The following is a 24,144-nucleotide window of genomic DNA, read 5'->3' as shown; positions in this document are numbered from 1 at the left end:
AAATACACGATAACGTAAATAAACGGTAATTAAATAACTGTTTAATTAGATTTACACCTATTGTAAATAACTTAATTTTATAACTGTTTTATATAGGTGTAGGTAAAACAATAAAAAAACCTGCTAAAATAATTAGCAGGTTTTTAGTTTTTAAATTATGGTTTACAATTAGTTTATATCGTAATAACCAGGTATATGTGCGTTTCTAGCACAATCTAAAATATCATTACGTTCGCCTCGGCTAATTAATCGGTCTCTTCTCCACATATAAGTAATACCAGATAGTTTTCTTAAGAAATCACGGTTTAATTCTTCCCAGTTATCTCCATCGTATTGGCTGTTAATGTCTTCAATTAAACTATCTAGTTCGTCCATCATTGTAGAACCGTTACGTGCAAATTGGTTTTCAATATCTAAGAAACATTCTGCTCCACTTATATAAAAGTCTTCTGTTGTGTTTGAGAAAGGATGGTTGTCTCTAGAATCTTTTACACCATCGTTATCATCATCATCGTCACAAGCATCACCTTCATCGTCTCCATCATAATTTGCTTGGTTGCTATTTGGTGTATACGGACAGTTATCATATTCATTCATAATGTCATCTCCATCAATATCATCGTCACAAACATCTCCTATACCATCTTCATCCAAATCTGCTTGGTCTGGGTTTGGAGTAGTTGGGCAGTTGTCGTCAACATCTGAAATACCGTCTTCGTCTCTATCTCCTATCTCACAATTACCAAAAAATAAATCATCAATCCCTATTGAATATATTGTTGCTTTTATCACTATATTTTTAATAAATTCATTTGTTTTAATACCTAAAAAAGTTCTACTCAATAATTCAGTATCATAAAAGCCTATTAGTTCATCAGAATGGTTATAAATACTTATTGAAAAAAGGCCATCCTGAAAACTTCCATCTAAATTTAATCCAACTGTATTTACATTTAATATTGTAAAATCAATATGAAGTATATTGCTCTTTCTATTGTTCATTATGTTGTAATTACCATACTCCCCATTATACAAAAAAAGATAATCAGCATTTTTAGTTCCACTATACAATTCAAAACCTGGCTGAATATCTCCAGGATTAAAAAAATTATTATCGTAAGTGCTGCTTAAAACTCCCAAAAATCCATAACCTGTAAGATTATTAGAGAAGAGAATCGAAGGAACAAAATCCTCATGAGTATAATATTCACAAGTAAGAGTTAAATCATCTTCATTATCATAAATTACCATACCCTCATTTTTAGAAATAATTTTGGCACTTTGTCGGTCATATTTTTGCGCTAAAGATTTGTTTTCTTCTAAATATATTTTAACGGATTCCAAATCATCTTTGGAGAAAGATCCAATTAGATTAGATTCTTGTCCATGTAAATATTTGTCTAAATTATTTTGTTTTAAAGTAGCATCAAATTCAACAGATGATTGAACATCTGTTTCTTTCTCACAGCTTATAGCAAAAGCTATTGTTACTAATAAATAAGCGATTTTTTTTAAATGTTTCATAGTTTTTGTGTGTTAGCTAGTTAATTTTTAAACTTATTCAATTAAAAGTAACAATTTAAGCACTCCTAATAATAATGGAGAGTAGCATAGTTTCTTTTAAACGGTATGTAAATTTAATTACATCTATTTGTTTTATTAAAAAAATAAAGTATTTCTAATAAAATACACGATAACGTAAATAAATGGCAATTAAATAACTGTTTAATTAGATTTACACTTATTGTAAAATAACTTAATTTTATAACTGTTTTATATAGGTGTACGTAAAATAATAAAAAAACCTGCTAAAATAATTAGCAGGTTTTTAGTTTTTAATTTATGGTTTACAAATTAGTTTATATCGTAATAACCAGGTATATGTGCGTTTCTAGCACAATCTAAAATATCATTACGTTCGCCTCGGCTAATTAATCGGTCTCTTCTCCACATATAAGTAATACCTGATAGTTTTCTTAAGAAATCACGGTTTAACTCTTCCCAGTTATCTCCATCGTATTGGCTGTTAACGTCTTCAATTAAACTATCTAGTTCGTCCATCATTGTAGAACCGTTACGCGCAAATTGGTTTTCAATATCTAAACGACATTCTGCGCCACTTATATAAAAGTCTTCTGTTGTGTTTGAGAAAGGATGGTTGTCTCTAGAATCTTTTACACCATCATTATCATCATCGTCGTCACAAGCATCACCTTCATCGTCTCCATCATAATTTGCTTGGTTGCTGTTTGGTGTTAACGGGCAGTTATCGTATTCGTTCATAATGTCATCTCCATCAATATCATCGTCACAAACATCTCCTATACCATCTTCATCCATATCTTCTTGGTCTGGGTTTGGTGTGTTTGGACAATTGTCGTCTTCGTTTGGAATTCCGTCTTCGTCTTTATCTTTAGAAATAGCTGATACATCAATAATTGCGAGCACTAGTGCGAGACAGTCATTATTAATAAGAGAGGTAAGATTAAGGTTGTTATTTCCGATTGTCAATTGTGATGAAATATCGTTTGTATAAATATCCCAAAAAGCACCTAAATTTCCATTAAAAATATCGCTAGCCATTTCTATTGTTACAGAATTTATATCAATCTCTCCATCTACAGAAGGCTGACCGTCAGCCACGTGTAATTGTAGGTTTGCTATTCCTGAATTGTATTCTATAGGAGGGAAATTAGCGTCCCAGCCTGAATTATCTGATGGAGCCATTAGATTTCCTCCTATTCCGGAAAATTCAATATTAGAATCGTTTCCCTCAATTAGAAAAACATCTCTATTATTAGTATCTATTCCATCATCATAAAAAACTACTATAGATGCCCCATTCGGATTTAAACCTGAAAAATCTGCTAGTTCATAAATGCCGTTTCCTGAAGAAGAAACGATATCAGTAATATCTGCTTTCAAAGCTATCGAATTTGACTCAGCCCAACAATTGCTCCCTGAAATCCCAATATTTTCTCCGGCTACTTCTGTTTCATTAATTGTTAGAGAAAAATCTGTCAAGATAGAATTCGTATTTCCATGCCAATAAATATAGGCTCCTTTTATAATACCAGTTAGACCTAAAATTTCAATAGATCCCGAATAGACATTTTTCATATTTCCAGCTCCAAAAGTTTTAAAATCTGTATTCACGTTTACTGAATTAGCTGAAAAATTAGGTGAAATAAGTTCTCGACTTTTGACATTTTTGACATTCATATTAGAGGTAGGTTTTTCTTTAAGAAAACTTACAGTCCCTGGAATAACCGATGCTTGAGAACTTAGTTCTTTATGTTCTAGTTGATCAGGTTCCAAGTTACAAGCAGTTAATAGAAATAATGCGAAAACTACAGATTCAAATAAATAAGCATTTTTTTTTAAATGTTTCATTGTTTTTAGGTGTTGATTAGTTAAATTTTAGATTTTTTCCATTAAAAGTTACAATTTAAGCGCTCCTAATAATTGTGGGGAGCAACATAGTTTCTTTTAAATGTTATGTAAATTTAATTATATCTATTTGTTTTATTAAAAAATTAAAGTATTTCTAATAAAATACACGATAACGTAAATAAACGGTAATTAAATAACTGTTTAATTAGATTTACACCTATTGTAAATAACTTAATTTTATAACTGTTTTATATAGGTGTAGGTAAAACAATAAAAAAACCTGCTAAAATAATTAGCAGGTTTTTAGTTTTTAAATTATGGTTTACAATTAGTTTATATCTTAATAACCAGGTATATGTGCGTTTCTAGCACAATCTAAAATATCATTACGTTCGCCTCGGCTAATTAATCGGTCTCTTCTCCACATATAAGTAATACCAGATAGTTTTCTTAAGAAATCACGGTTTAATTCTTCCCAGTTATCTCCATCGTATTGGCTGTTAATGTCTTCAATTAAGCTATCTAGTTCGTCCATCATTGTAGAACCGTTACGCGCAAATTGGTTTTCAATATCTAAGAAACATTCTGCTCCACTTATATAAAAGTCTTCTGTTGTGTTTGAGAAAGGATGGTTGTCTCTAAAATCTTTTACTCCATCGTTATCATCATCATCGTCACAAGCATCACCTTCTCCATCGTCGTCAAAATCTGATTGTGTTTCATTTGCCATATCTGGACAATTATCACAAACATCACCTATTCCATCATCATCCAAATCTGCTTGATCTTCATTTGGTGTGTATGGGCAATTGTCTTCAATATCTGAAATACCGTCTTCATCCATATCTACAGGTCCGCACGATGCTAAAGCATACTCAATCATATTTATTGAAAGAAGTAGTTCAGATGCATTACTACCATTTAAATCTGCAAAATCAGAGAAAAAAGCTACCCATACACCATTACCATAACAATAAGTTCCTCCCACAGGATCAATCCCATTACCAAGTTGATCCCTATTAAAAGTAGCAAATATTTCAAAATCAGAACTTAAATTAATATAATCCCAATAACATCCAGTCTGGTTTCCTCCACTAAAACTAGAAGGCAAACCCACTGTAATAGGATGTTCCATATTAACGTTAACAATATTAGAATAACAATCAATCCTATATCCAGTTGCCATAGGCTCACTACTAAAACCAAAGTAAAATAAAATCTGCTGTGTGGCTGTATATTCTGAAATTAAAATTCCTCCGTTATTTACAAAAGATTTAATTTGAGCTATTGTAGTTGAGTTATAACTAAAAGATCTTTGAAGATACAGTACATCATAATTTGATAAACCTCCGTTATCTATTTCAGATTGGCCAATGCCAACAGCATTATATCCATTAGCATTAAAGAATGAAATCCATGATGAATAATAATATGATTGAAACACTGCAATATTAGTTGTTGGAGCTACATTATCCCTATTGCTAAAAGATTTATTAATAAAATTTACTTTTGGTGGAATCCAGTTTGGATCCAGCTCAATATCTGATGTTGACATTTCTTGAGGAACTTCAATTATTTGTTTTGTTAATTCTAAGTCCTCTACTACTGTTATTTCTTCCTCACAGCTTACAAACATAATTGCTGCGAGTGCTAAATACAAGGTGAGTTTTAATTTTTTCATAATACTTGTTTTATTGGTTAAAATATGAGTTGTATCAAAGACTAAAAAAAAACCGCTATTTTTAGTTAGCAGTTTTTTTTATGAAATTATTTATAACGGTATATTATTAAAAGGGACTTGGGCTCGCCAACCTGCACTATATATAGCAGAACGTTCGCCTCTTGTAATTAATCGGTCTCTTCTCCAATAATACGTTAGTTTTAATAGTTCTTTAGTAAAATCTCGGTGCAGCTCGTCCCAGTTACCTCCATTATATTGTTCATTAATATCGTCAATTAAAGCATCTATTTCGTCCATCATTGTTACACCTTCATCTATAAATATATTTTCAATTTCTAACATATGCTCACCAATTGATAAGTATTCGCTTACATTTGATTCTGGAAACGGATCGTCTTCATTTAAAATACCATCATCATCTAAATCCGGATTATTACAATTTCCAAATGAAATCATATCAACCCCTTCATAACCATAAGTTGAACTAATAACAATTTTTTTAATAGACTCATCAGAATGAAGCCCCATAAAACGTCCTTCAGCACGATCATCCGGATGATTATAATGTGTCAACGTTTGTGCAATATAATGGTCATTTTCCCCATAAATAGTTACATTTATATCAGTAGTTTGCATATCAAATAGTCGCATACTTACATCTTTAACGTCATTATTCGTGAAGTTTATAATTAATTCTCCGTCATCGTAATTTGACATTAAAACAAAAGGGTAGCCCCAAGAATTTGAAGGAATAAAAAAGGCATCATTCGTATGAATTGAATTAGCCACATTAAATAATATCCCAGGCAAAATATTTCCTGGCGAAAATTGAAGCGTATTTGTATATTGGTCTATTGGAGCCGCAAAAGCGCCACTGTAATTAGTTTCAGCAAAATTTTGTGTTGGCAAAATAGTACATCCAAACTCTTCTGGCGTCCAATAAAACCAAACGGATGGGTTTACTTCTTCGCGCTGCATCAAATTCTTTTTTTGATTATTCATTTCTGAATTTTCAAGCAATATTTCATTATCTTTTTCGCAACTAATCGCAATAATTAATACTAAAAATAGGTAGGTAATTTTTATTATATGTTTCATAATACTTAAATTAAACTGTTATATGAATCCTTAATAAAAGCCCCTTAAATTATAGCGACAGTAGCAGGCATTTATTAAGTTGTTAAATGCTACAATAAATTTAAGCATTTAACAGTTTATTTAACAGTTTATTAAGAGCTTTCTAATAAAACGGTTCAATTATAAAATGAATGGACATTTTTTATAAATAAAATACTATTTAGTATTAATTTAAGAATAAAGTGTACTATTTAATTTAACACCGTTTTATTATTAATAGTAGGTGTTTTATTTGTAGTTGATTAAAATTTTTAGAATCGTCATTTCTAAATTTAACACAGAATTAAAATAATTGAAGGAAAAAGAAATGAAAGGAAAGGAAATTTAGAGTGTTGAAAGTAATAACTTACTTAATTATCTTCAAATTCTTTTAAAATTTCTTTCACCCTTTCAAGATCTAATTCCGATACCTGAAGTTCAACTTCAAATGAAGGTAAGTAATTCATTATTTGAGTTGTAAATTCATTTCTCATATAACATTTTATACCCTCAGACTCTAGCCTACCTTTAAGTATAAGTAAATCTGTTTCTAAATGCGATCTTTTAATTGTTATTAAACTCATAACCTTCTATTTTAATTGATTTTAGTATGCGTATTTATTTTAGCATTTTTATTTGTAGCTGTCTTAAAGTTTGATGGAATTAAATCAATTCCCTTTTTTTCGGCAGCCTTTAATAAAAACGGTATTAGCAATGTTGCACCAGGAATTAACATAAATGGCACTCCAATTCCTAAAATTTTAAACACATCGTAAACTTGGGTTTTTAAATGCTTTTCTTCGGTTTTTGAAATTTTTTGATTTGAAATGTACTTTACAATTATTCGAGATGTTTCTTTAGAATCTGAAGCTTCATTTTTAATTCCAATTAAAAAAACATTCAGTGCTTTTGCAGCTCTAAACCTATTTCTTTTTACAACTTGAAAAAATTCAATTTTACCGTTGCTTTCAAAAATAGTTAAATCTAGCCGTGTTTTATTATGGTCCTTCTTCATTTATAGCTAATTTAACTGAAATATTTGACCTACATTCTTTTCAACATATGATTTTAAAATTCGTTTTACATCGTTATTGTCTTTTTGCGCAGTAATTATTTCAAAATAATCATCGGTTGAATTTAATTGTTGATCATTACTTGCATAACCAAAACCCTTATAAACACCATTTACAATTAGTACATAAGCATTTTCATTTTTTTCTCTCCCAGACTCTTTAATAATGAAATTTTCAGACTTAAATTTTATCGATTTTATAGCTTTTTCAACTCTTTTATTGTACTCTTTAGGTGTTTCTTCTCCTTTACAAACACCTTTGCATTGTTTTATTTGATAATGAAAACAAGTATCAATATTAGATTGTAAGTTGCAATACTTTGGACACAACTCAAATTCTTCGCATAATTTTTCCAAAAAATTGCGACACTCGGCTACATTGTAAAACTTCATCAACGGATTTGGAATTAGTTTTAACCGATTATAGGCTATATGAAATATTCCGTCTCTATCTTCATAACTAAACAAACCAACACTTTCTTGTGTTCTTCTTTGTGCTCTATTAAATTTTGGGTATAATTTTTTAATTTCTGAAGATTCTAATAACAAAGCTATCAATTCGCTTCCGGTTTCTTCAAAAGTTATATTAGCGGTTTCTAAACACATAGAAACTTCTTTTTTTGCTTTATCGTAAAAATGACTTATTACTCGTTGTTTAATGTTGTTTGCCTTACCAACATAAATTACTTCGTTTTTTTCGTTTTTAAAGTAATAAACACCCGCTTTTTCAGACAAATTATCAACTATTTTTTTTGGTAATAAAGGTGGTAAAGTTGCTTGTCTTGACCGAGGATCTAAAAATGAATTAATTACAATTTGATGCTCGTCTAATTGTAATAATTGTTTAAATAAAATGGTAGTTGCTTCTGCATCTCCTTTTGCTCTGTGCCTGTCTTTAATTTCTATGTTTTGGGTGCTACAAAGTGCTCCTAAACTATACGAATTTAATCCTGGAATTAATTTTCTAGACAATCGGATGGTACACAGTTTTTTTCTTTTAAACTCAAATCCTAAATCTTTAAATTCTTTATGAATAATATTGTAATCAAAATTTACATTGTGCGCTACAAATATGCAATCTTCGGTAATTTCTTGTATTTTTTTGGCAACTTCGTAAAACTTTGGTGCATTGCCAACCATTGCGTTGTTTATTCCTGTTAAATTGGTAATGAACGGAGGAATACTACACTCTGGATTTACAAGTGTTGTATATTCATCAATTACTTTTTTACCATCAAAAATAAAAATAGATATTTCGGTAATTTTAGAACTATGTCCTGTGGTTTCTATATCAACTATTGCATACATTAATTTACAGACTTTTCAAGTTCTTTTAATTCTACTCCTAGTTGTGTTAACATTGCCGCAATACTGCTTATTTTTAATTCATGTTCGTCGTATTCTTGCGTATTAATGCTACACGTAAATTCCCATAATTCTAACACTTCATCTACAGGCACGTAATACGGATCGTATTTTTTATTATCCGAAACTAATAGTAGCATTTGATGTTCTTCAATTTTATCAAAAACACGCTTATAAACAATACCATCATTTAATGTAAGTACAATGTATGTTTTTCCACTTTTTAAATCCCTAATATCCTCAATAAATCGAGCAACAATGTAGGAACCACTTTTAACCGGAAGCATTGAATCTCCTTTTATTGGAAATGCTCTATGGGTTCCTGTTGGCAAAAATGGCAGTTTTATTTTGTTTAAATGTTCTATATACTCCGGATCGGAATAACCGCGTAAATAACCTGCTGAAGCTTCAACCGGAATTACCTCTATTAAATCTTCATCATCGCTATCAACAGTTATTGGAAATAGCAATCGCTTCTCTCCTACTTTTAAAAAACTGGCATCGGTTGCACTAGACAAGTCATTTTTAACCAAAATATCAATAGAAATGTTAAAATAATCGGACAAAATTATTAAAAACTCTATTGGAGGAACAGCCCTATGCTCTTCATAAGAACTTATGCGCGAACGAGATACATCCAATTCTTGTGCAAGTTGCTCTTGAGTTAAACCTTTTAAAACCCTAATATGTTTAATGTTTTTCGATATAAAATTCATAATGCTAAAAATATAAGCTAACAATGCTAAATATGTAGGCTAATATAATAAAAAAATAAAAATGGTGCCTATTATTAAAAAAAATATTGAAAAAATAGACTTCAAATTTAAGACTAAATAGTATGTTTTAATTGAATAAATCTGTAAATTTGAGAGTAGTTTTATTGGAATACGCCTTATAATCAAGGATTTTCTCCTTTCAATAAAAATCTTATTTGTTAACTTAAACACACATATTATGGCAAAAAAAATTAAAGGAACTATCGCAATTTTAACAGGTGGTGGAGATGTTCCGGGTTTAAACCCTGCTATTAGAGCAATTACTATTAGAGCAATGCGCGAAGGTTATAGAGTAATTGGATTAAGACGTGGATGGGCCGGAATTGTTGAACTTATTCAAGATCCGAAAGCCGATAATAGTAATAATTATGTGGAACTAACTCAAATTATTGTTAACAAAGCCGGACGAACAGGTGGAACATTTTTACACAGTTCTAGAACACGTCCAAGTCATTTACCTAAAGGAAGAGTACCCGAACATTTAAAAGATACCTACAACGAAGAATTTAATGATATGACACCTGTAGTGTTAGATAATTTAGCATATTTAGGTGTTGATTTTTTAATTCCAATTGGTGGTGACGATACCTTAAGTTATGCTGTTAGATTGTATAAAGAAGGTTTTAAAGTGGTTGCCATTCCTAAAACTATGGATAATGATGTACCAGGAACCGATTATTGTATTGGTTTTAGTACTTGCATTACCCGAACTATAAATATGACCAATACTTTAAGAACTTCTGCTGGTTCGCACGAGCGTTTTTTAGTATTGGAAGTTTTTGGGCGTTATGCTGGTTTTACAGCAATGTTACCAACAATGGCAGGTGCGGCAAACCGCTGTGTTATTCCAGAATACAAGTTTAAAATAGAAAATTTAACCGAACAATTGGTTAGAGATCGTTATGAAAACCCAAGTAATTATTCGGTGGTTTTAGTTTCTGAAGGTGCTATGTTTGAAGGTGGTGATATGGTGTTTAAAAATTCGGAAAAAGACCAATTTGGACACGCAAAATTAGGTGGAATTGGTGAAATGGTTTCCGAAAACTTAAAATCGCTTTCCCCAACTTATAATAACGGTACAAGAATTAATGTAATAAATCAAAAATTAGGATATTTAGTACGTGGTGGCGATCCAGATGCGGTAGATTCTATTGTACCAATGGCTTATGGAAATTTAGCTTTAGACCTTATTTTAAAAGGTGTTCACGGACGTTTAGTAGTACTTAAAAATGGACGCTACGATAACGTTCCTATTGATGTTGTTGTTGGAAAATCTAAACTAGTAAATATTGAAAAATTTTACAATACCGAACGCTTAAGACCGTATTATAACAGCTTTGAAATGAATCCGTTATTTATTATGACAAGCGAATAATTAACTGTTTACCATATTAAAAACCTTGTAAAATTACTCCATAATTTTACAAGGTTTTAGTTTAAAACAGTATTTATATTTTCTAGTTACATAAATTATTATAATTTTATACTACAAAAAATTGCAACTACGTTTAATTATTAGCTCCATTAAAAAAGTAAAACATAACACGTTTTATGGATAATTTAATGGGATAAGTGTATTTAATATGAACATATAACAGAGTTGGCAACAATATAAAAAGATAGATTATGAAAAATTTAAAGTATTTACTATTCAGTCTGATTTTTACGATAAATTTCGCATGTGTAATCAATGAAAAAATAGAAGATAAAGAGTTTAACAAAATTCCTGATAAAATAACGCAAGAAAAAGTAATTGGTGATTATATAATTCACTCAAGTTCGATTGATAAGTTTGATAAGATTGAAAAAATTGATGAATTTATTCTTTCAATTAAAACTGACTTGACATTTACAATTAAGAATGCTCCAGTTAAGTTAGTTAATGGAAAATATTATTTTGAAAAATCAGATTCTCTTGTATTGGAAATGAATGGAGAGTGGAATTTGATTTATAACAAACAGAATTCAGATAACACTCTAAATCTAACAATTGAAAAAAGAGAAAAAAACTCATATTATAAATCATTTATAGCATATAAAGTGTTGAAATCTGATAAAGGATTGATTTTATCTAATTTAATTCCAGTTAATGATGGGAAATTTGAATATATGAGATTTGTAAAAAAAGATTAAAATACAGTTGCCAACACCTCATAAAATTTATGCTTAAATTTGAACTAGTACAAACGACAAACATTTAACAAACGATTTACTACAACCGAAAAATCTCCGATTTTCAAGTTTCTTTTTGATAATTGCAATGATTATTATAATTTATGAAAATAAAAAAAAAGGAAAGAAATGAATAAAACAAGAATTCTAGGAATAATAATATTATTAATAGGATTATTTTTAATGTTTAAAATTGAAAATTTAGAAAATGGTTGGTTGATTAATGCATTTATTGGAGCAATAGTTGGTAGCGGTTTCGTTTTAACAGTTTTTGGCGGGTTTAATTTTAATACTAAATTTTAACTAAACTGAGTAAATCCTGATTTGTGTAAGCTTTTATGAAACCTAAAAAACAGAAAATAAAAGAATGAAATTTCAATTTTTAAAAGAATCAAAATTAACACTTAGGATTCTATTTGTTATATCAATTATTCCATTTGGAATTTATCCTTTTCTAATTTTAGTAAATATGATGTCACTTGCTGGACACCGATCTGGAAATGAGTCATTTTTAGAAATGCTTTTACCATACTCTTTCTTGATCTTTTCTACTCTTTACCCATTGACTTTTTTATATAGCTGGATAAACAGAAAAAAGAAAAATCTAATTATTTCACTTCTTCCAATATTTCACGTAATCATAAGTGTAATTTTATTTTTTCTCTGGCTAAACTTTGGAAATTAAATTATTATGAGACCTATTAAGAGAACTTAATTTTTAATCCAAACAGAATTTGAATTTTTACAAAAAAAACATTTTAAAAAAATATAAACTTAAAAATTCATTGAAATAAATTGATTTTTAGCACAACTACGGAATTGAGAAACAGAATAATACTATTTAAAAGATAAATTTTAACTAAACTGAGTGAATTCTGAGTTGAATATGTTATTGAGAAATCAAAAAAACAGAAACTAAAAGACAAATTCTTGATTTTAAAAATATGATAGATTTGAATATTGAAACGGATAGAAATAGTACTGAATAGATTAATTTAAACTCATAATCACTATTTACAACACCGCGCATAAAAAATTGCTAAATTCAACAAAATAGAATGTTTCTAAAATATAAATAACTTAAATTTAAACATCAGAAAATTACGATTTAAAAAGTCGCACAAATCTCATAAAAAACCGTTGTGTGTAATATAAAAAACCATCAAAAGTGAAGAAAATAATATACCTATTTATACTTATTACCAATTTTGGATTTGGTCAGAGTGGACTTATTGAAATAGAAATTAAAGATTCTATAAGAATGAAACCAATCAATTTTGAATATAATGTTCAAATAAGTGAATCCAAATTTAATCGCTATGATGAAAATGGAGCGATTGGCAAGAATTCTGCTAAGATAAAAATGCACGAAAAGTATAAGGAGCTTGAATTATTTCTTGAAAACAAAAATTATAAAATCCGACCTTTAAATAACTCTGAATTTCAAATTCACAATTATGCGGGATTTTGGAAATTAGGATTTGCCGTTGAATTGAAAACCTCTAAACAGTTGGAAAAACTGACGACGGAATTGAAAACGTTAGACTACATCACAGCTTCAGTAGGGGAAATTGAATATGGAGATACAGAATTGGACGAAAAAAGGTTGTTTTCAAAGATTTTAGAAAAAGCGAATAAAAAAGCACAAATGATTGCTAGTCTTACTGGACAAAAATTAGGTAAGATTATCGAAGTTAGAGAAGGAAAAGAAGTTGATAATATTAGTGTCAATATCAAAGACGTTTACTTAAGTGCTCTTCAAAATAAAAATTGGGATGTTAATAAAAACATCATATTTGGACAGGAATGGAAAACAGTAGTTATTAAATTTAGTACGAAATAATACTGCGTACAACAAAACCTAAACCTAATGCGGACTAACGGGCTAAATCGAAAAATCTGCGTATATTTATGAGGTCGCACTAATCTTATAAAAACACGTTAGCTGTAATTGACTACATAATAAACTCAAAATTCAATGATTAAAAATAAATTTCACGGAAAATTAGGGGAATTGATTGAAAGAGCAGAAAGTGGAAATGCAGAAGATGTAGATTTTATAATAGGACATTTAACTGATAAATCTAGTTTAGCTATGACTCGTTATGTTGACTATGCTCTAAGCTTAGTGAAAAATGAAATTGGAGTTTTACGTTTAAAATATTATTTGTTTAACGGAACACTTATTCAACGGAATTATTGTTGCTTATTTTTTAACAGAAGATTAGATTATGACATTGTAGATCGAGCTTGCCGATTAGGTTTGATAGATGAAATTCAGGCATTTTCAAGATAAACTAACTTATTAAAAATTGTTAATTTGAACCATTCATTATTGGTAAAAACGTTAATGTTAAAATGTGGACTTTTATTAACTGAATTTAACTAGACTGATTAATACTCTTAGGAATAGTTTTCGATTTTAATTTATCCAATATATGACTTAGTACAGGAAATTTGAAAAAAAACTACAGCTAACTTAAATCATGTATAATTAATGGCTGGTTCTCGCCTATTTACAAAAATTACTACGCCAATTTTCTTTGCTCGTGTCTCCCGCATTTTCTATTCGCTTTTTATTTGCTAAATTAGGTACTTAAACAACTCAACAAAACATACCAAAACCCATTGGCTATTAGCTAAAAAAACAGAAATGATGAAAAACTTAATCATACTATTTTTACTTTTAACTGCTTTTAGTTGCAAAAAGAAAGCGGCTCAAAAGGAAAATGACAAAACAACGGATAATGTTGAGGAGGTTAATACTGTAAAAGAACAATTTGCCAAAATGGAGACAGAAGCTTTGAAAGAGCCTTATGTTGGAATTTTTACAAAAGACAGCGATTCGACAAATTTATTTCAAATTCGTGCTACAGGAGTTTCAACTTTACCAATTCAAAAAGCTGCTGAAAATTTTTTAAATGGCTTATCACCTTCACAACTACAACGCACAACATTTGACATAAATGATGAGGAATGGAGGAAATGGTGTAACGTTGATAATGGTATATATGACAGACAAGGTGTTAGCTTAAAAGAATTGACCGAAATTCAAAAGAAAATTGCTTTTAAATTAATTCAAGAATCATTAAGCGCTAAAGGACTTCAACTGAGCAAGGACATAATGAAGACTGACCAAACTCTTAAAGAGCTTAACAATGGTTCATTGGATTATGATGAAGAATTGTATTTCTTTACTATTATGGGAAAACCTTCAAGTACTAAACCTTGGGGCTGGCAATTGGATGGACATCATTTAGTTATTAACTACTTTATTTTAGGAGACCAAGTTGTAATGTCACCAGTATTTATGGGTGGAGAACCAATAATTACGACTTCTGGAAAATATAAAGGAAATACCCTATTTCAAGATGAACAGAATTTTGGATTAGCTTTAATGCAATCCCTAACGCAGGAGCAACAGAAAGAGGCTGCAATTTCAAACGTAAAAACTGACAATAACAATGTAGCTGAAGCTAATAAAGATAATTTAAGCCTCAATTATGAAGGAATTCAGGTCTCAAATTTTTCAAAGGAACAAAGGCAAAAACTACTAGAATTAGTTTATTTGTACATAAGCAATATTCGTGAAGGACACGACAAAGTTAAAATGGAGGAAATAAAAGCTCATATTGATAATACTTGGTTTTCTTGGGTTGGAAACACTTCTGAAAATGCTGTTTTTTACTATCGAATTCATAGTCCAGTTATTTTAATTGAATTTGATCATCAAAAAGTAGTTGGAGTTCCAAACGCAGATGACGGCAAACCTTCAAAAAACCATATTCATACAGTTGTTAGGACACCAAACGGAAATGATTACGGAAAAGATTTATTGAGACAGCATAAAGAGAAACATCATCATTAAAATTAAAGGCCAGCTGCTAACAATGGCTTTAAGTAATTGCTTTTCTCGCTTATTTACAAAATTGCTACGCCAATTTGCTTTGCACGTGTTTCGCGGAATTTCTATTTTGTTTTTATTTATTAAATTAGGCGCTTAAACACGTAACAAAATCATACACAAACCATTACCTTTCATTATGTCTCCAAATGAAAAATATAATTTTATAAAAAAAATAATCTTATGAAAATTAGTAAGCCTATTGAACCAAATAAAAGAATCGAAATTATAGATATTCTACGTGGATTTGCACTACTCGGTATTATTTTTATGAATATGAGTTTTTTTAGCGGTTACCTGTTTATGCCCTTTGAAGAACTGAAGCAAATATCTAACTTTGAGTTAGATAATAAATTATATAATTTTTTAGGAATTATAGTCTCAGGTAAATTTTACACTATATTTTCAATTTTATTTGCTGTTGGTTTTTATATACAATTCAACAAAAACAGAGATAGAACTGCTGATTTTTTAAGAACGTTTCGGAGAAGATTATTCATTTTACTAATTATAGGTATTCTACATACTTTATTTTGGTATGGCGATATATTACTAACATATTCTATTTATGGTTTTATTCTAATTTTATTTCGAAATGTAAAACCAAAAATACTACTTCGATGGTCACTCTTTTTTCTGTTAATACCCTATGTATTGGATTTTGCTCTTTTACCATTTACTGAAGCCTTGCAGGCTAATACCCCTGTAAACACAAATCAAGTACCAATTGCTCGCATTTCCTATCCGGATATGTCGAATGTAGATGTTATTAATATTTTTAGAGAAGGTTCTGTTATTGAAATATTCAAGTTAAATATTCATAATTTTATATGGAAGCAATTAAGCTATATACCATCTGGTGGCTATTTTAAATTACTTGGTATTTTTCTTTTGGGTTACTATCTAGCCTCGATAGAATTCTTTAAAAAAACACCAAAATCTACACTATTAATATTAACTATTTTAATTGGTGGGATACTAATTACTATTACTGCAAAACTTTTAGGAGGCAATGCATATGAACTGCCTACTTTTCAAAATATTCGTTATAAATTCTTATCATTGGTTGGTCAACTGCTTATTAGTATTTCTTATATCATGGCAATAATAAAAATTGCCCAAACTGTAATTGGTAAAAAAGTATTGAAATATTTGATTCCTGTAGGAAGAACAGCCTTGAGTAATTATATTCTACAAACAGTTTTAATGCTTGTCATTTTTTATAATTTCGGATTTAGTCTGTTTGGAAAAATAGGATTAATTCCAACGTTTATTATTGCCATAATTATTGTCGCTATTCAAATTATTCTAAGTAATATTTGGTTAAAACACTATCGATTTGGACCACTTGAATGGGCTTGGAGAAGTTTAACCTATAAAAAACGGATAAAAATTCGATATTAAAATCTATTAAAAATTAAATTTATAATTTAACCAAAGGCAACACTATACAAACTTAATTACCCGGTCCTCGACTACTTGCGAAAAACCTAGCGGATTTTCTATTCTGTTTTTATTTGTTAAATTAGGTGCTTAAACACGCCACAAAACCAAATACAAACGCGCTTTAAGCAATTCAAAAAAAAGGAAGATTTTGAAAATAAAAGGACATAAAATCGATTGGTTAAATCATTCATTGGAATTTGTTGTAGTTATTGTTGGAATTCTTATTGCGTTTCAATTAAACAAATGTTCATTCGAAAACGAACAAAGTTTAACCATTGATATTCACTCAAAAGAAATTATTAAAGAAACTAACCTAAATAAAACATCATTTGAAAATGCAATAAAATATGACGAATTGAATTTAATGAAAATGGACACGCTTTTTAAGCTATTAGAAAACAAAAACAATTTTATAAAGGCCAATCATCTTTCATTAGAATTATTGAATTTAGGAGGAGTCTATATAAGAAAAAACGCCTATAAAATATTGATAGAATCCGGAGATATTAGATTTATTAGAAACTATGAAGAAAAGCAAAATATTGTTAATTTGTACGAATATTATAAATGGGTAGAATCCTTCAACGAAATTTCTATGAATCTTTATACTAGTGATTATTATCCCTATTTAAAAAATAATTTTGACCTAGTAAAAGGTTCAATTCAAAAGGATGAAATATACACCTCTAAAGAATTTATGAATATCCTTGGAGCTTATTATAGAACCAGTCAAAACAGGTTGCAAAAATACAAGGATTGTTTAGTAGAGATAAATAAATATTTAGAAAGCAACAACTAAAAAACACCTACAACCACCCTACAAAATTAATTTCTACCGCCAACAACATATAAAAATAATTGTTTGGTTATAGCACACTTGCTAAAAACTTAACTATTAAGCACTAAACCAAAAGCTAACTACTTATTTGCAAAGTCCGCCAAATTTTTAGATTTGCCTTTAATTTTATAAGGTTTTAATTAAAATGGGGTTTATATTTCCTGGTTACATAAATTATTTTAATTTTATACTACAAAAAATTGCAACTAAATTTAATTATTAGCGCCATTAAAAAAGTAAAACATAACACGTTTTATGGATAAATAAATGGGATAAACGCATATAATATGAATATATAACGAGTTGTAATTTATTACAGAAAAACAGAAACTATGAACAAAACTAGAATTTTTGGAATTACGATTATTATAATTGGAATTATCTCTTTTTTCTCATTGGAAAACGATTTAACTGGATTTATTTCCGGAATTTTAATTGGTTTAGGTGTTGGAATGACAATAAATGATCTAAAGAATTTTAAAAATAAAATTTCGGTTTCAGAGAACAGAGAAATGACAAATTGAGCGGTTCGATTTTAGCAAAATTCCGGAATTGAACAACGTAATGGAAAAGCTTAAAAGAAAAATTGAAACAAGCTGAGAAAAATTTTTGACTTTTTCAATCATTAAATTGATTGAACAATAAACAGATTAAGTTTATATCTGAAAAACATAAATTGAAATGAAAAAATACAAATACTTAATAGCATCTTCCGTTTTGATTATATTAATGATTTTGATTTTTATTCCGAGACCATCAGAAAAGATTTATGTTTTATACGATAAAAATGAGATTGAATGTGATTCCAATATAGTAAGACAAAATTGGGAAAAAGATTCATATTTAATTTGTGATAGTTTCATATTTATAAATTTCACTAAAAAAACAGAGAAAAGCTCGAGAATTATGGATTTGAGTAAAATTAATAAATTCAAAATTATTTCTAAAAAAGAGTTATTGAAAAGGTTTAGTAATGATATTATTAACAGAGATAAATATGATTTTGACTTATTGGATAGAGATAAAGAATTTGATTTTAATTTAATTCTAAAAGATACTATTATAAATAAGATTGAGATTATTCCTGTAGAGCAAATTGTAGTTTTTAATGACTACATTGAATATGAATTGAATTAGGCTGATTTATGAATAGCATTAACCGAAAAGTAACAAATTACAACACCGTATAACCAAAATTGCTTAATTCCGTAAAACAGAATGTTTAGAAAATATAAATTCATTAATTTTAATAAAGAAAAATTGTAACATCCAAATCGCAACTTTGGTTATACAAACCCGTTGTGCTTCATTATTCTCACTCGAACGGAATTAAATAATTATTCTAACTTTAGAGAAACAACCAACCAATGATAAAATTCTTTAGAAAAATACGCTATGACCTTATGGAAAAAAACAAAACTGGAAAGTATTTGAAGTATGCTGTTGGTGAGATTCTTTTGGTGATAATTGGAATCCTAATTGCGGTATCTATTAATGGTTGGAATGAAGACCGAAAGCTAAAAAAAGCAGAGCAGTCTATTCTCAAAGACCTTAAACAAGAAATGATAATAAATCTGAAAGCTTTGGAATCCACAATAGAGGGAAACGAAATATCCTTTCAAACGGCAATAGAAATGAGAGCGCTTTTTAGAGACAGAGCAGCTTTTGATAAAATGTCGGATAGTCTGTTTTCTGCATCAATCAGAAAACTGGATTATAACTTAACGTATGATCCGCAAAACGGGATACTTAATTCCATTATCTCTTCAGGACAAATTAATCAACTTTCAAATAAGGAACTGAAATATTTACTGGCATCTTTAAAGGATTTAACGACAGACGCTTTAGAAAGCACACTTAAAATAGAAACTCAAAGAGAGAGTTCGATAAAATCATATTGGACCAATGCCATGATTATTGAAGATGGAAAAATTACGGGATATAATTTAAGGTCAATATTTGAACATCCCGAATTCAGATGGGCAACAAACCATCTTTTTCATGATATACGAAAAAATGGATTAGAGGAAGAAAAGGATCTAATGGCAACTTTAGAGTATATTATTGAACTCATAGATAAAAATATTAATAAATAACGAAAGCACAACAATGGCTATAAATAATTGCTTGTTCTCGCCTACTTCTGAAAGTCCTCTTGGATCTTCTTGGTCGGTAATTATTCACAAAATTAGTTGTTTAAAACACGCTACAAAACATACCAAAAACCGTTGTGCTTCATTATGACCAACCAATAACCAATGATAAAATTCTTTAGAAAAATCCGTCAAAACCTGCTAATGGAAAATAAAACTGGAAAGTATTTTAAATACGCAGTTGGTGAAATTATTCTTGTCGTTATTGGAATTTTGATTGCGCTTCAAATTAATAACTGGAATGAAAACCGCAAACAAAGTAATGTTATTCAAAATTACTATTACCAATTAGAAGAAGACTTGGCTGATGAGACAGACAACATAAAAGACAAAATTTCTCGAATTAGTGAAAGTATAGCTTCCTATGAACAATATTTACAACTTACTAAAGAATCAAACTTAGAACTTATCGAAATGATGAACGCACTAACTCAAGTCAAACTTGCTTTTTGGTATCCATCATTTAACTCTAATACAATTGGAACATTAGAATCAACAGGAGACATAAAATTGATACCTGCTCACTTCAGAAAAAAGTTGATAAATCTTGTGAGAAAACAAGAAGGAATTGTCAGTCAAGCCAATGGAAATTACAGTGTTTATTTAAGTGATTTACAAAAAGCAGGGAATTTAGGATTTTATAGAAACACTTATCACTTGAAAGAAAATAGCCATTTAAATTATACCGAAAACTACCCAGAAATAATATTGACCCTTGAGAACGCTTTATATCTTAAAAATTACACAGAAAAAAGACAAATAATTGAATTAAAGCAAATGCTAAATAATGTCAATGAATTGAAAGAATTAATTAAGATTGAGATAAATAAAAAATAACGAAAGCACAACAATGACTATAAATAATTGCTTGTTCTCGCCTATTTCTGAAAATCCTCCCGCATTTTCTATTCGCTTTTTATTTGCTAAATTAGGTGCTTAAACACGCCATTAACCAATGATAAAATTCTTTAGAAAAATTAGACAAAGATTATTAACTGAAAATAAATTCAGTAAGTATCTGATTTACGCAATTGGAGAAATTATTCTTGTTGTTATAGGAATTTTGATTGCATTGCAGATTAATAATTGGAATGAAGTTCAAAAGGGCAAAATGAAAGCTACCACTATTTTGAAAGCAATTCGTTCGGATATGGTTAAAGATTTAGAGTTAATCGAAGAATTAAAACCATATTGGGGAAGAGAGATTATGTACTTTAAAAAGGTTTTACCTTCATTTAATCCTCGAAAAGAAATAACTTCCTTTGAAGGCTTTGATACTATTAGCAAAATATCTTATTCGGAGTTATTTGGATATGATATGCCCTTTCGGTCAAGCAAAAGTGCCTACGATGCTATGATTGCTGATGGCAATTCTGACCTTATAATAAATGACACCTTATATTCAAATATTCAAAGGTTTTATACTTTTAATGCACCTACCAATGAAAATCTATTTGAAATTTTGAGGCAGGAATCATCTGATTTAAATTATAAATATGCTCATTTAATAACTTATGAGCCATATAAAAACATTAGTGATTTAACAGACGAATATTTAATAGCTGATCTTAATATTTATTTTCGATCAAAGAATTTTTATTATTGGAGAACATTTGTAATAAACCAGGAAAGCCTTAAGGATATTATTTCTCAAATTGATAAAGAACTAGAACAATAGCTGAATAAAAAATAAGCACAGCAATGTGTATAACCTACAAATTTCAATGAACAAAACAATATTTGAAATTACCAAAATGGACTGTCCATCGGAGGAAAATTTAGTCCGAATGAAATTGGACGGAATTTCGAGTATTGCGAATTTGGACTTTGATATTCCAAACAGAAAATTGACCGTTTTTCACAGCGGAGAAATTGACCAAATCGAAAAGTATATTATCGAACTGAATTTAGGCGGAAAGAAAATTTCGACCGAACAAACCGACCAAACGGAATTTAAAGAAAATGCAAATCAGAAAAAGCTACTTTGGTCTGTACTTGCAATCAATTTTGCTTTTTTTATAATCGAAATGACAACTGGAATTATCTCAAAATCTATGGGACTTGTTGCCGATAGTTTGGATATGCTTGCCGACAGTTTTGTTTACGGAATTAGCTTATTTGCGGTTGGCGGAACGATAATAAAGAAAAAGCGGATTGCGAAACTTGCTGGATATTTTCAAATAACACTTGCGATTATCGGATTTGTGGAAGTTTTAAGGAGATTTTTTGGAGACGAGAAACTTCCTGATTTTTCGACAATGATAATCGTTTCTATTTTCGCACTTATCGCAAACGGAATTTGTCTTTACATTTTACAAAAGTCAAAGAGCAAAGACGAGGCACATATGAAAGCTAGTATGATTTTCACCTCAAATGATGTGATAATTAATTTAGGTGTCATAATCGCAGGACTTATGGTAAATTGGTTAAGTTCGAGCAAACCTGATTTAATAATTGGAACAATCGTTTTTGTATTGGTAATTCAAGGTGCCATTAGAATTTTAAAACTTGGAAAATAATGTTGCTATTCGCTTACTTCATTGTTTTTTTTACTTGTTTTTGTATAACGTTCTGTTTTGTTGTGGAAAAAAACTAGAGTAAATCCATTAACTTTTAACAAAAAATATGATGCTCACGGATTTAACGGTAAAATGTTCAAAGTAATATCGCTTAATGAATTAATAGTAGTTGGAGTTTGTGCATTTAAAAAAGAATGATACAAATATTTACTTCCATTTTGGTATTTGGAAAATCCTACTTCACAAAATATTGGTTTGTTTTTATTTTCTTCAATCCGATTTAAACTTTACGAAACTTTAAGTCCGTCAAAAACATTTTTAACAGCGATTATGGTTTTCGCCTTTCAAATTCTATTTAGCAAGATTTGGTTAAAATATTTCAGATTTGGACCATTAGAATGGATTTGGCGTTGTTTAACATATAGAAAATTATTGCCAATTAGTGCGAGAAGTACTGTGCCTAACAATATTTATAAAAAATAGTGCAAGTAATTGTTAAAACTAAGGTTTAGCTTTTTTGCAAAGTCCGCCAAATTTTTAGATTTGGCTTTAATTTTATAAGGTTTTAATTAAAATGGGTTTTATATTTCCTGGTTACATAAATTATTTTAATTTTATACTACAAAAAATTGCAACTAAATTTAATTTTTAGCGCCATTAAAAAAGTAAAACATAACACGTTTTACGGATAAATAAATGGGATAAACGCATATAATGTGAATATATAACGAGTTAGCTGCAAGGCGAGAACGAGACCGAAAACAGAGATAATTAAATGAAAAATAGAGATTATTATTCCTCAAGAACAGGTAAACTAAAAGAGACACCTGAACTTACTTTAAAACTATTGAAGAAACTATTTCTCGTTACTTATAACAAGTTAGACGAGGATGGATATTTTCAAAAATATTTTGGATATTATTGTGTCGACCAAGGAGATGTAAATGGTGAATTAGGTGGAGATATTGACTCCATGATATTTTTATCATTAAAAAAAGAAAATCTTTGGCCGATTCAGGAAAAACTAGAATCATACTCAGAAGATGACTTATTTGATATGATAGAATTTCTACATGACCATTGCTCTAAACCGCTTTCTGGATATTATCATCAGTTCAATAATTGTGGACATCATTATGATACTTTTAATAATACTGATGGTCAGCAATATTTTAGAGAAAAAATGAATTATGTCATTAAGGACTATCTGAAAGGATATGAAATTTCTAATGACGGTGAAATTCTTGAACTACCTGACAAATATATTGCACCTCTTCTTGAAGCTGATATTCCGTCATCTGATATTGAAAACATTAATAGTAAAATCCAGCGTGCTGTAACCAAATTTAGAAGACATAAATCAACTCTTGAAGACAGAAAAGAAGCATTGAGGGAATTAGCGGATGTTTTAGAGTACTTAAGACCTGAAATGAAAGATGTTCTTGATTCAAAAGATGAAGGTGATATATTTAATATTGCAAATAACTTTAGCATTAGACACCACAACGAAAAGCAGAAAAAGGATTATGACAAAGCAATTTGGTATAGCTGGATATTTTATCACTATTTAGCAACAATACATGCAGTTCTGAGAATGGTAGCTAGAAAAGAACAAAAGCCCAGCAGCTAACAATGTGCATAAAAAATTGCTAAAGTGTAAAATATAGAATGTTTCTAAAACAAAATAAACTTAAATTTAACAGTCTGAA

The 24,144-nt window shown here is 29.3% G+C and carries 23 protein-coding genes and 1 pseudogene; 16 read left to right on the top strand and 8 right to left on the bottom strand.

Going from position 1 to position 24,144, the window contains the following annotated elements; translation table 11 throughout:
* Positions 1-471: 471 nt before the first annotated feature.
* The 8 genes and pseudogenes from Q0776_RS17820 to Q0776_RS13410 form a co-directional block, all read right to left on the bottom strand.
* Positions 472-1,524, bottom strand: a pseudogene (locus tag Q0776_RS17820) (thrombospondin type 3 repeat-containing protein); the annotation flags it as partial.
* A gap of 330 nt (positions 1,525-1,854) precedes the next feature.
* Positions 1,855-3,393 carry a thrombospondin type 3 repeat-containing protein gene (locus Q0776_RS13440; RefSeq protein ID WP_298369222.1) on the bottom strand — a complete coding sequence of 513 codons (1,539 nt, stop codon included), beginning with the start codon at positions 3,391-3,393 and terminating at the stop codon, positions 1,855-1,857.
* 340 nt (positions 3,394-3,733) lie between these two features.
* On the bottom strand, positions 3,734-5,074 hold the full coding sequence (locus Q0776_RS13435; protein WP_298369219.1) for a thrombospondin type 3 repeat-containing protein: 1,341 nt from the start codon (positions 5,072-5,074) through the stop codon (positions 3,734-3,736).
* A 90-nt stretch (positions 5,075-5,164) separates the two neighbouring features.
* Positions 5,165-6,172, bottom strand: a complete 1,008-nt coding sequence (locus Q0776_RS13430) for a hypothetical protein (protein ID WP_298369217.1) — start codon at positions 6,170-6,172, stop codon at positions 5,165-5,167.
* Between the two features lie 389 nt (positions 6,173-6,561).
* Positions 6,562-6,774, bottom strand: coding sequence for a DUF2007 domain-containing protein (locus tag Q0776_RS13425; RefSeq protein ID WP_298369214.1), 213 nt, complete (start codon positions 6,772-6,774; stop codon positions 6,562-6,564).
* Positions 6,775-6,785: 11 nt separating this feature from the next.
* Positions 6,786-7,205 carry an LETM1 domain-containing protein gene (locus Q0776_RS13420; protein WP_298369212.1) on the bottom strand — a complete coding sequence of 140 codons (420 nt, stop codon included), beginning with the start codon at positions 7,203-7,205 and terminating at the stop codon, positions 6,786-6,788.
* A gap of 6 nt (positions 7,206-7,211) precedes the next feature.
* Positions 7,212-8,570 (bottom strand): exonuclease domain-containing protein, encoded by a 1,359-nt coding sequence (locus Q0776_RS13415; RefSeq protein ID WP_298369209.1) that lies wholly within the window; start codon positions 8,568-8,570, stop codon positions 7,212-7,214.
* Positions 8,570-9,343 (bottom strand): helix-turn-helix domain-containing protein, encoded by a 774-nt coding sequence (locus tag Q0776_RS13410; protein WP_298369206.1) that lies wholly within the window; start codon positions 9,341-9,343, stop codon positions 8,570-8,572. Before Q0776_RS13410 ends, Q0776_RS13415 begins: the two co-directional genes overlap by 1 nt.
* 238 nt (positions 9,344-9,581) lie before the next feature.
* Here Q0776_RS13410 and Q0776_RS13405 point away from each other — a divergent pair, with 238 nt between their 5' ends.
* From Q0776_RS13405 to Q0776_RS13330, 16 genes are all read left to right on the top strand, one after another.
* Complete coding sequence (locus tag Q0776_RS13405; protein ID WP_298369204.1) at positions 9,582-10,778, top strand: ATP-dependent 6-phosphofructokinase; 1,197 nt, start codon at positions 9,582-9,584, stop codon at positions 10,776-10,778.
* Positions 10,779-11,029: 251 nt separating this feature from the next.
* Positions 11,030-11,536, top strand: a complete 507-nt coding sequence (locus tag Q0776_RS13400; RefSeq protein WP_298369201.1) for a hypothetical protein — start codon at positions 11,030-11,032, stop codon at positions 11,534-11,536.
* Positions 11,537-11,704: 168 nt separating this feature from the next.
* Positions 11,705-11,878, top strand: coding sequence for a hypothetical protein (locus tag Q0776_RS13395; RefSeq protein ID WP_298369198.1), 174 nt, complete (start codon positions 11,705-11,707; stop codon positions 11,876-11,878).
* An 865-nt stretch (positions 11,879-12,743) separates the two neighbouring features.
* A complete protein-coding gene (locus Q0776_RS13390; RefSeq protein WP_298369197.1) occupies positions 12,744-13,418 on the top strand; it encodes a hypothetical protein in 675 nt (224 codons plus the stop codon).
* A 135-nt stretch (positions 13,419-13,553) separates the two neighbouring features.
* Positions 13,554-13,871 carry a hypothetical protein gene (locus Q0776_RS13385; protein WP_298369194.1) on the top strand — a complete coding sequence of 106 codons (318 nt, stop codon included), beginning with the start codon at positions 13,554-13,556 and terminating at the stop codon, positions 13,869-13,871.
* Between the two features lie 357 nt (positions 13,872-14,228).
* Positions 14,229-15,443 (top strand): DUF3500 domain-containing protein, encoded by a 1,215-nt coding sequence (locus tag Q0776_RS13380; protein WP_298369192.1) that lies wholly within the window; start codon positions 14,229-14,231, stop codon positions 15,441-15,443.
* A gap of 219 nt (positions 15,444-15,662) precedes the next feature.
* Positions 15,663-16,883, top strand: a complete 1,221-nt coding sequence (locus Q0776_RS13375) for a DUF418 domain-containing protein (protein WP_298369189.1) — start codon at positions 15,663-15,665, stop codon at positions 16,881-16,883.
* A 190-nt stretch (positions 16,884-17,073) separates the two neighbouring features.
* Positions 17,074-17,724 carry a hypothetical protein gene (locus Q0776_RS13370; protein WP_298369187.1) on the top strand — a complete coding sequence of 217 codons (651 nt, stop codon included), beginning with the start codon at positions 17,074-17,076 and terminating at the stop codon, positions 17,722-17,724.
* Between the two features lie 371 nt (positions 17,725-18,095).
* On the top strand, positions 18,096-18,287 hold the full coding sequence (locus tag Q0776_RS13365) for a hypothetical protein (protein ID WP_298369185.1): 192 nt from the start codon (positions 18,096-18,098) through the stop codon (positions 18,285-18,287).
* 157 nt (positions 18,288-18,444) lie between these two features.
* Complete coding sequence (locus Q0776_RS13360; RefSeq protein ID WP_298369182.1) at positions 18,445-18,900, top strand: hypothetical protein; 456 nt, start codon at positions 18,445-18,447, stop codon at positions 18,898-18,900.
* Positions 18,901-19,166: 266 nt separating this feature from the next.
* Positions 19,167-19,859 (top strand): DUF6090 family protein, encoded by a 693-nt coding sequence (locus Q0776_RS13355; RefSeq protein WP_298369179.1) that lies wholly within the window; start codon positions 19,167-19,169, stop codon positions 19,857-19,859.
* A gap of 162 nt (positions 19,860-20,021) precedes the next feature.
* On the top strand, positions 20,022-20,753 hold the full coding sequence (locus tag Q0776_RS13350) for a DUF6090 family protein (protein ID WP_298369177.1): 732 nt from the start codon (positions 20,022-20,024) through the stop codon (positions 20,751-20,753).
* A gap of 118 nt (positions 20,754-20,871) precedes the next feature.
* Positions 20,872-21,594, top strand: coding sequence for a DUF6090 family protein (locus tag Q0776_RS13345; RefSeq protein WP_298369174.1), 723 nt, complete (start codon positions 20,872-20,874; stop codon positions 21,592-21,594).
* A 46-nt stretch (positions 21,595-21,640) separates the two neighbouring features.
* The gene (locus tag Q0776_RS13340; protein WP_298369172.1) at positions 21,641-22,435 is read left to right on the top strand and encodes a cation transporter; all 795 of its coding nucleotides are present in this window, start codon (positions 21,641-21,643) and stop codon (positions 22,433-22,435) included.
* A 225-nt stretch (positions 22,436-22,660) separates the two neighbouring features.
* Positions 22,661-22,918, top strand: a complete 258-nt coding sequence (locus Q0776_RS13335) for a DUF418 domain-containing protein (RefSeq protein ID WP_366139403.1) — start codon at positions 22,661-22,663, stop codon at positions 22,916-22,918.
* A gap of 292 nt (positions 22,919-23,210) precedes the next feature.
* Complete coding sequence (locus tag Q0776_RS13330) at positions 23,211-24,065, top strand: hypothetical protein (RefSeq protein WP_298369169.1); 855 nt, start codon at positions 23,211-23,213, stop codon at positions 24,063-24,065.
* The last annotated feature ends 79 nt before the right edge of the window (positions 24,066-24,144 follow it).

This window comes from uncultured Lutibacter sp., assembly GCF_947495725.1.
In the GTDB taxonomy this organism is placed as follows: Bacteria; Bacteroidota; Bacteroidia; order Flavobacteriales; family Flavobacteriaceae; genus Lutibacter.
Note: the sequence above shows the minus strand (reverse complement) of the source record. Positions and strands in the feature narration are given on the sequence as shown.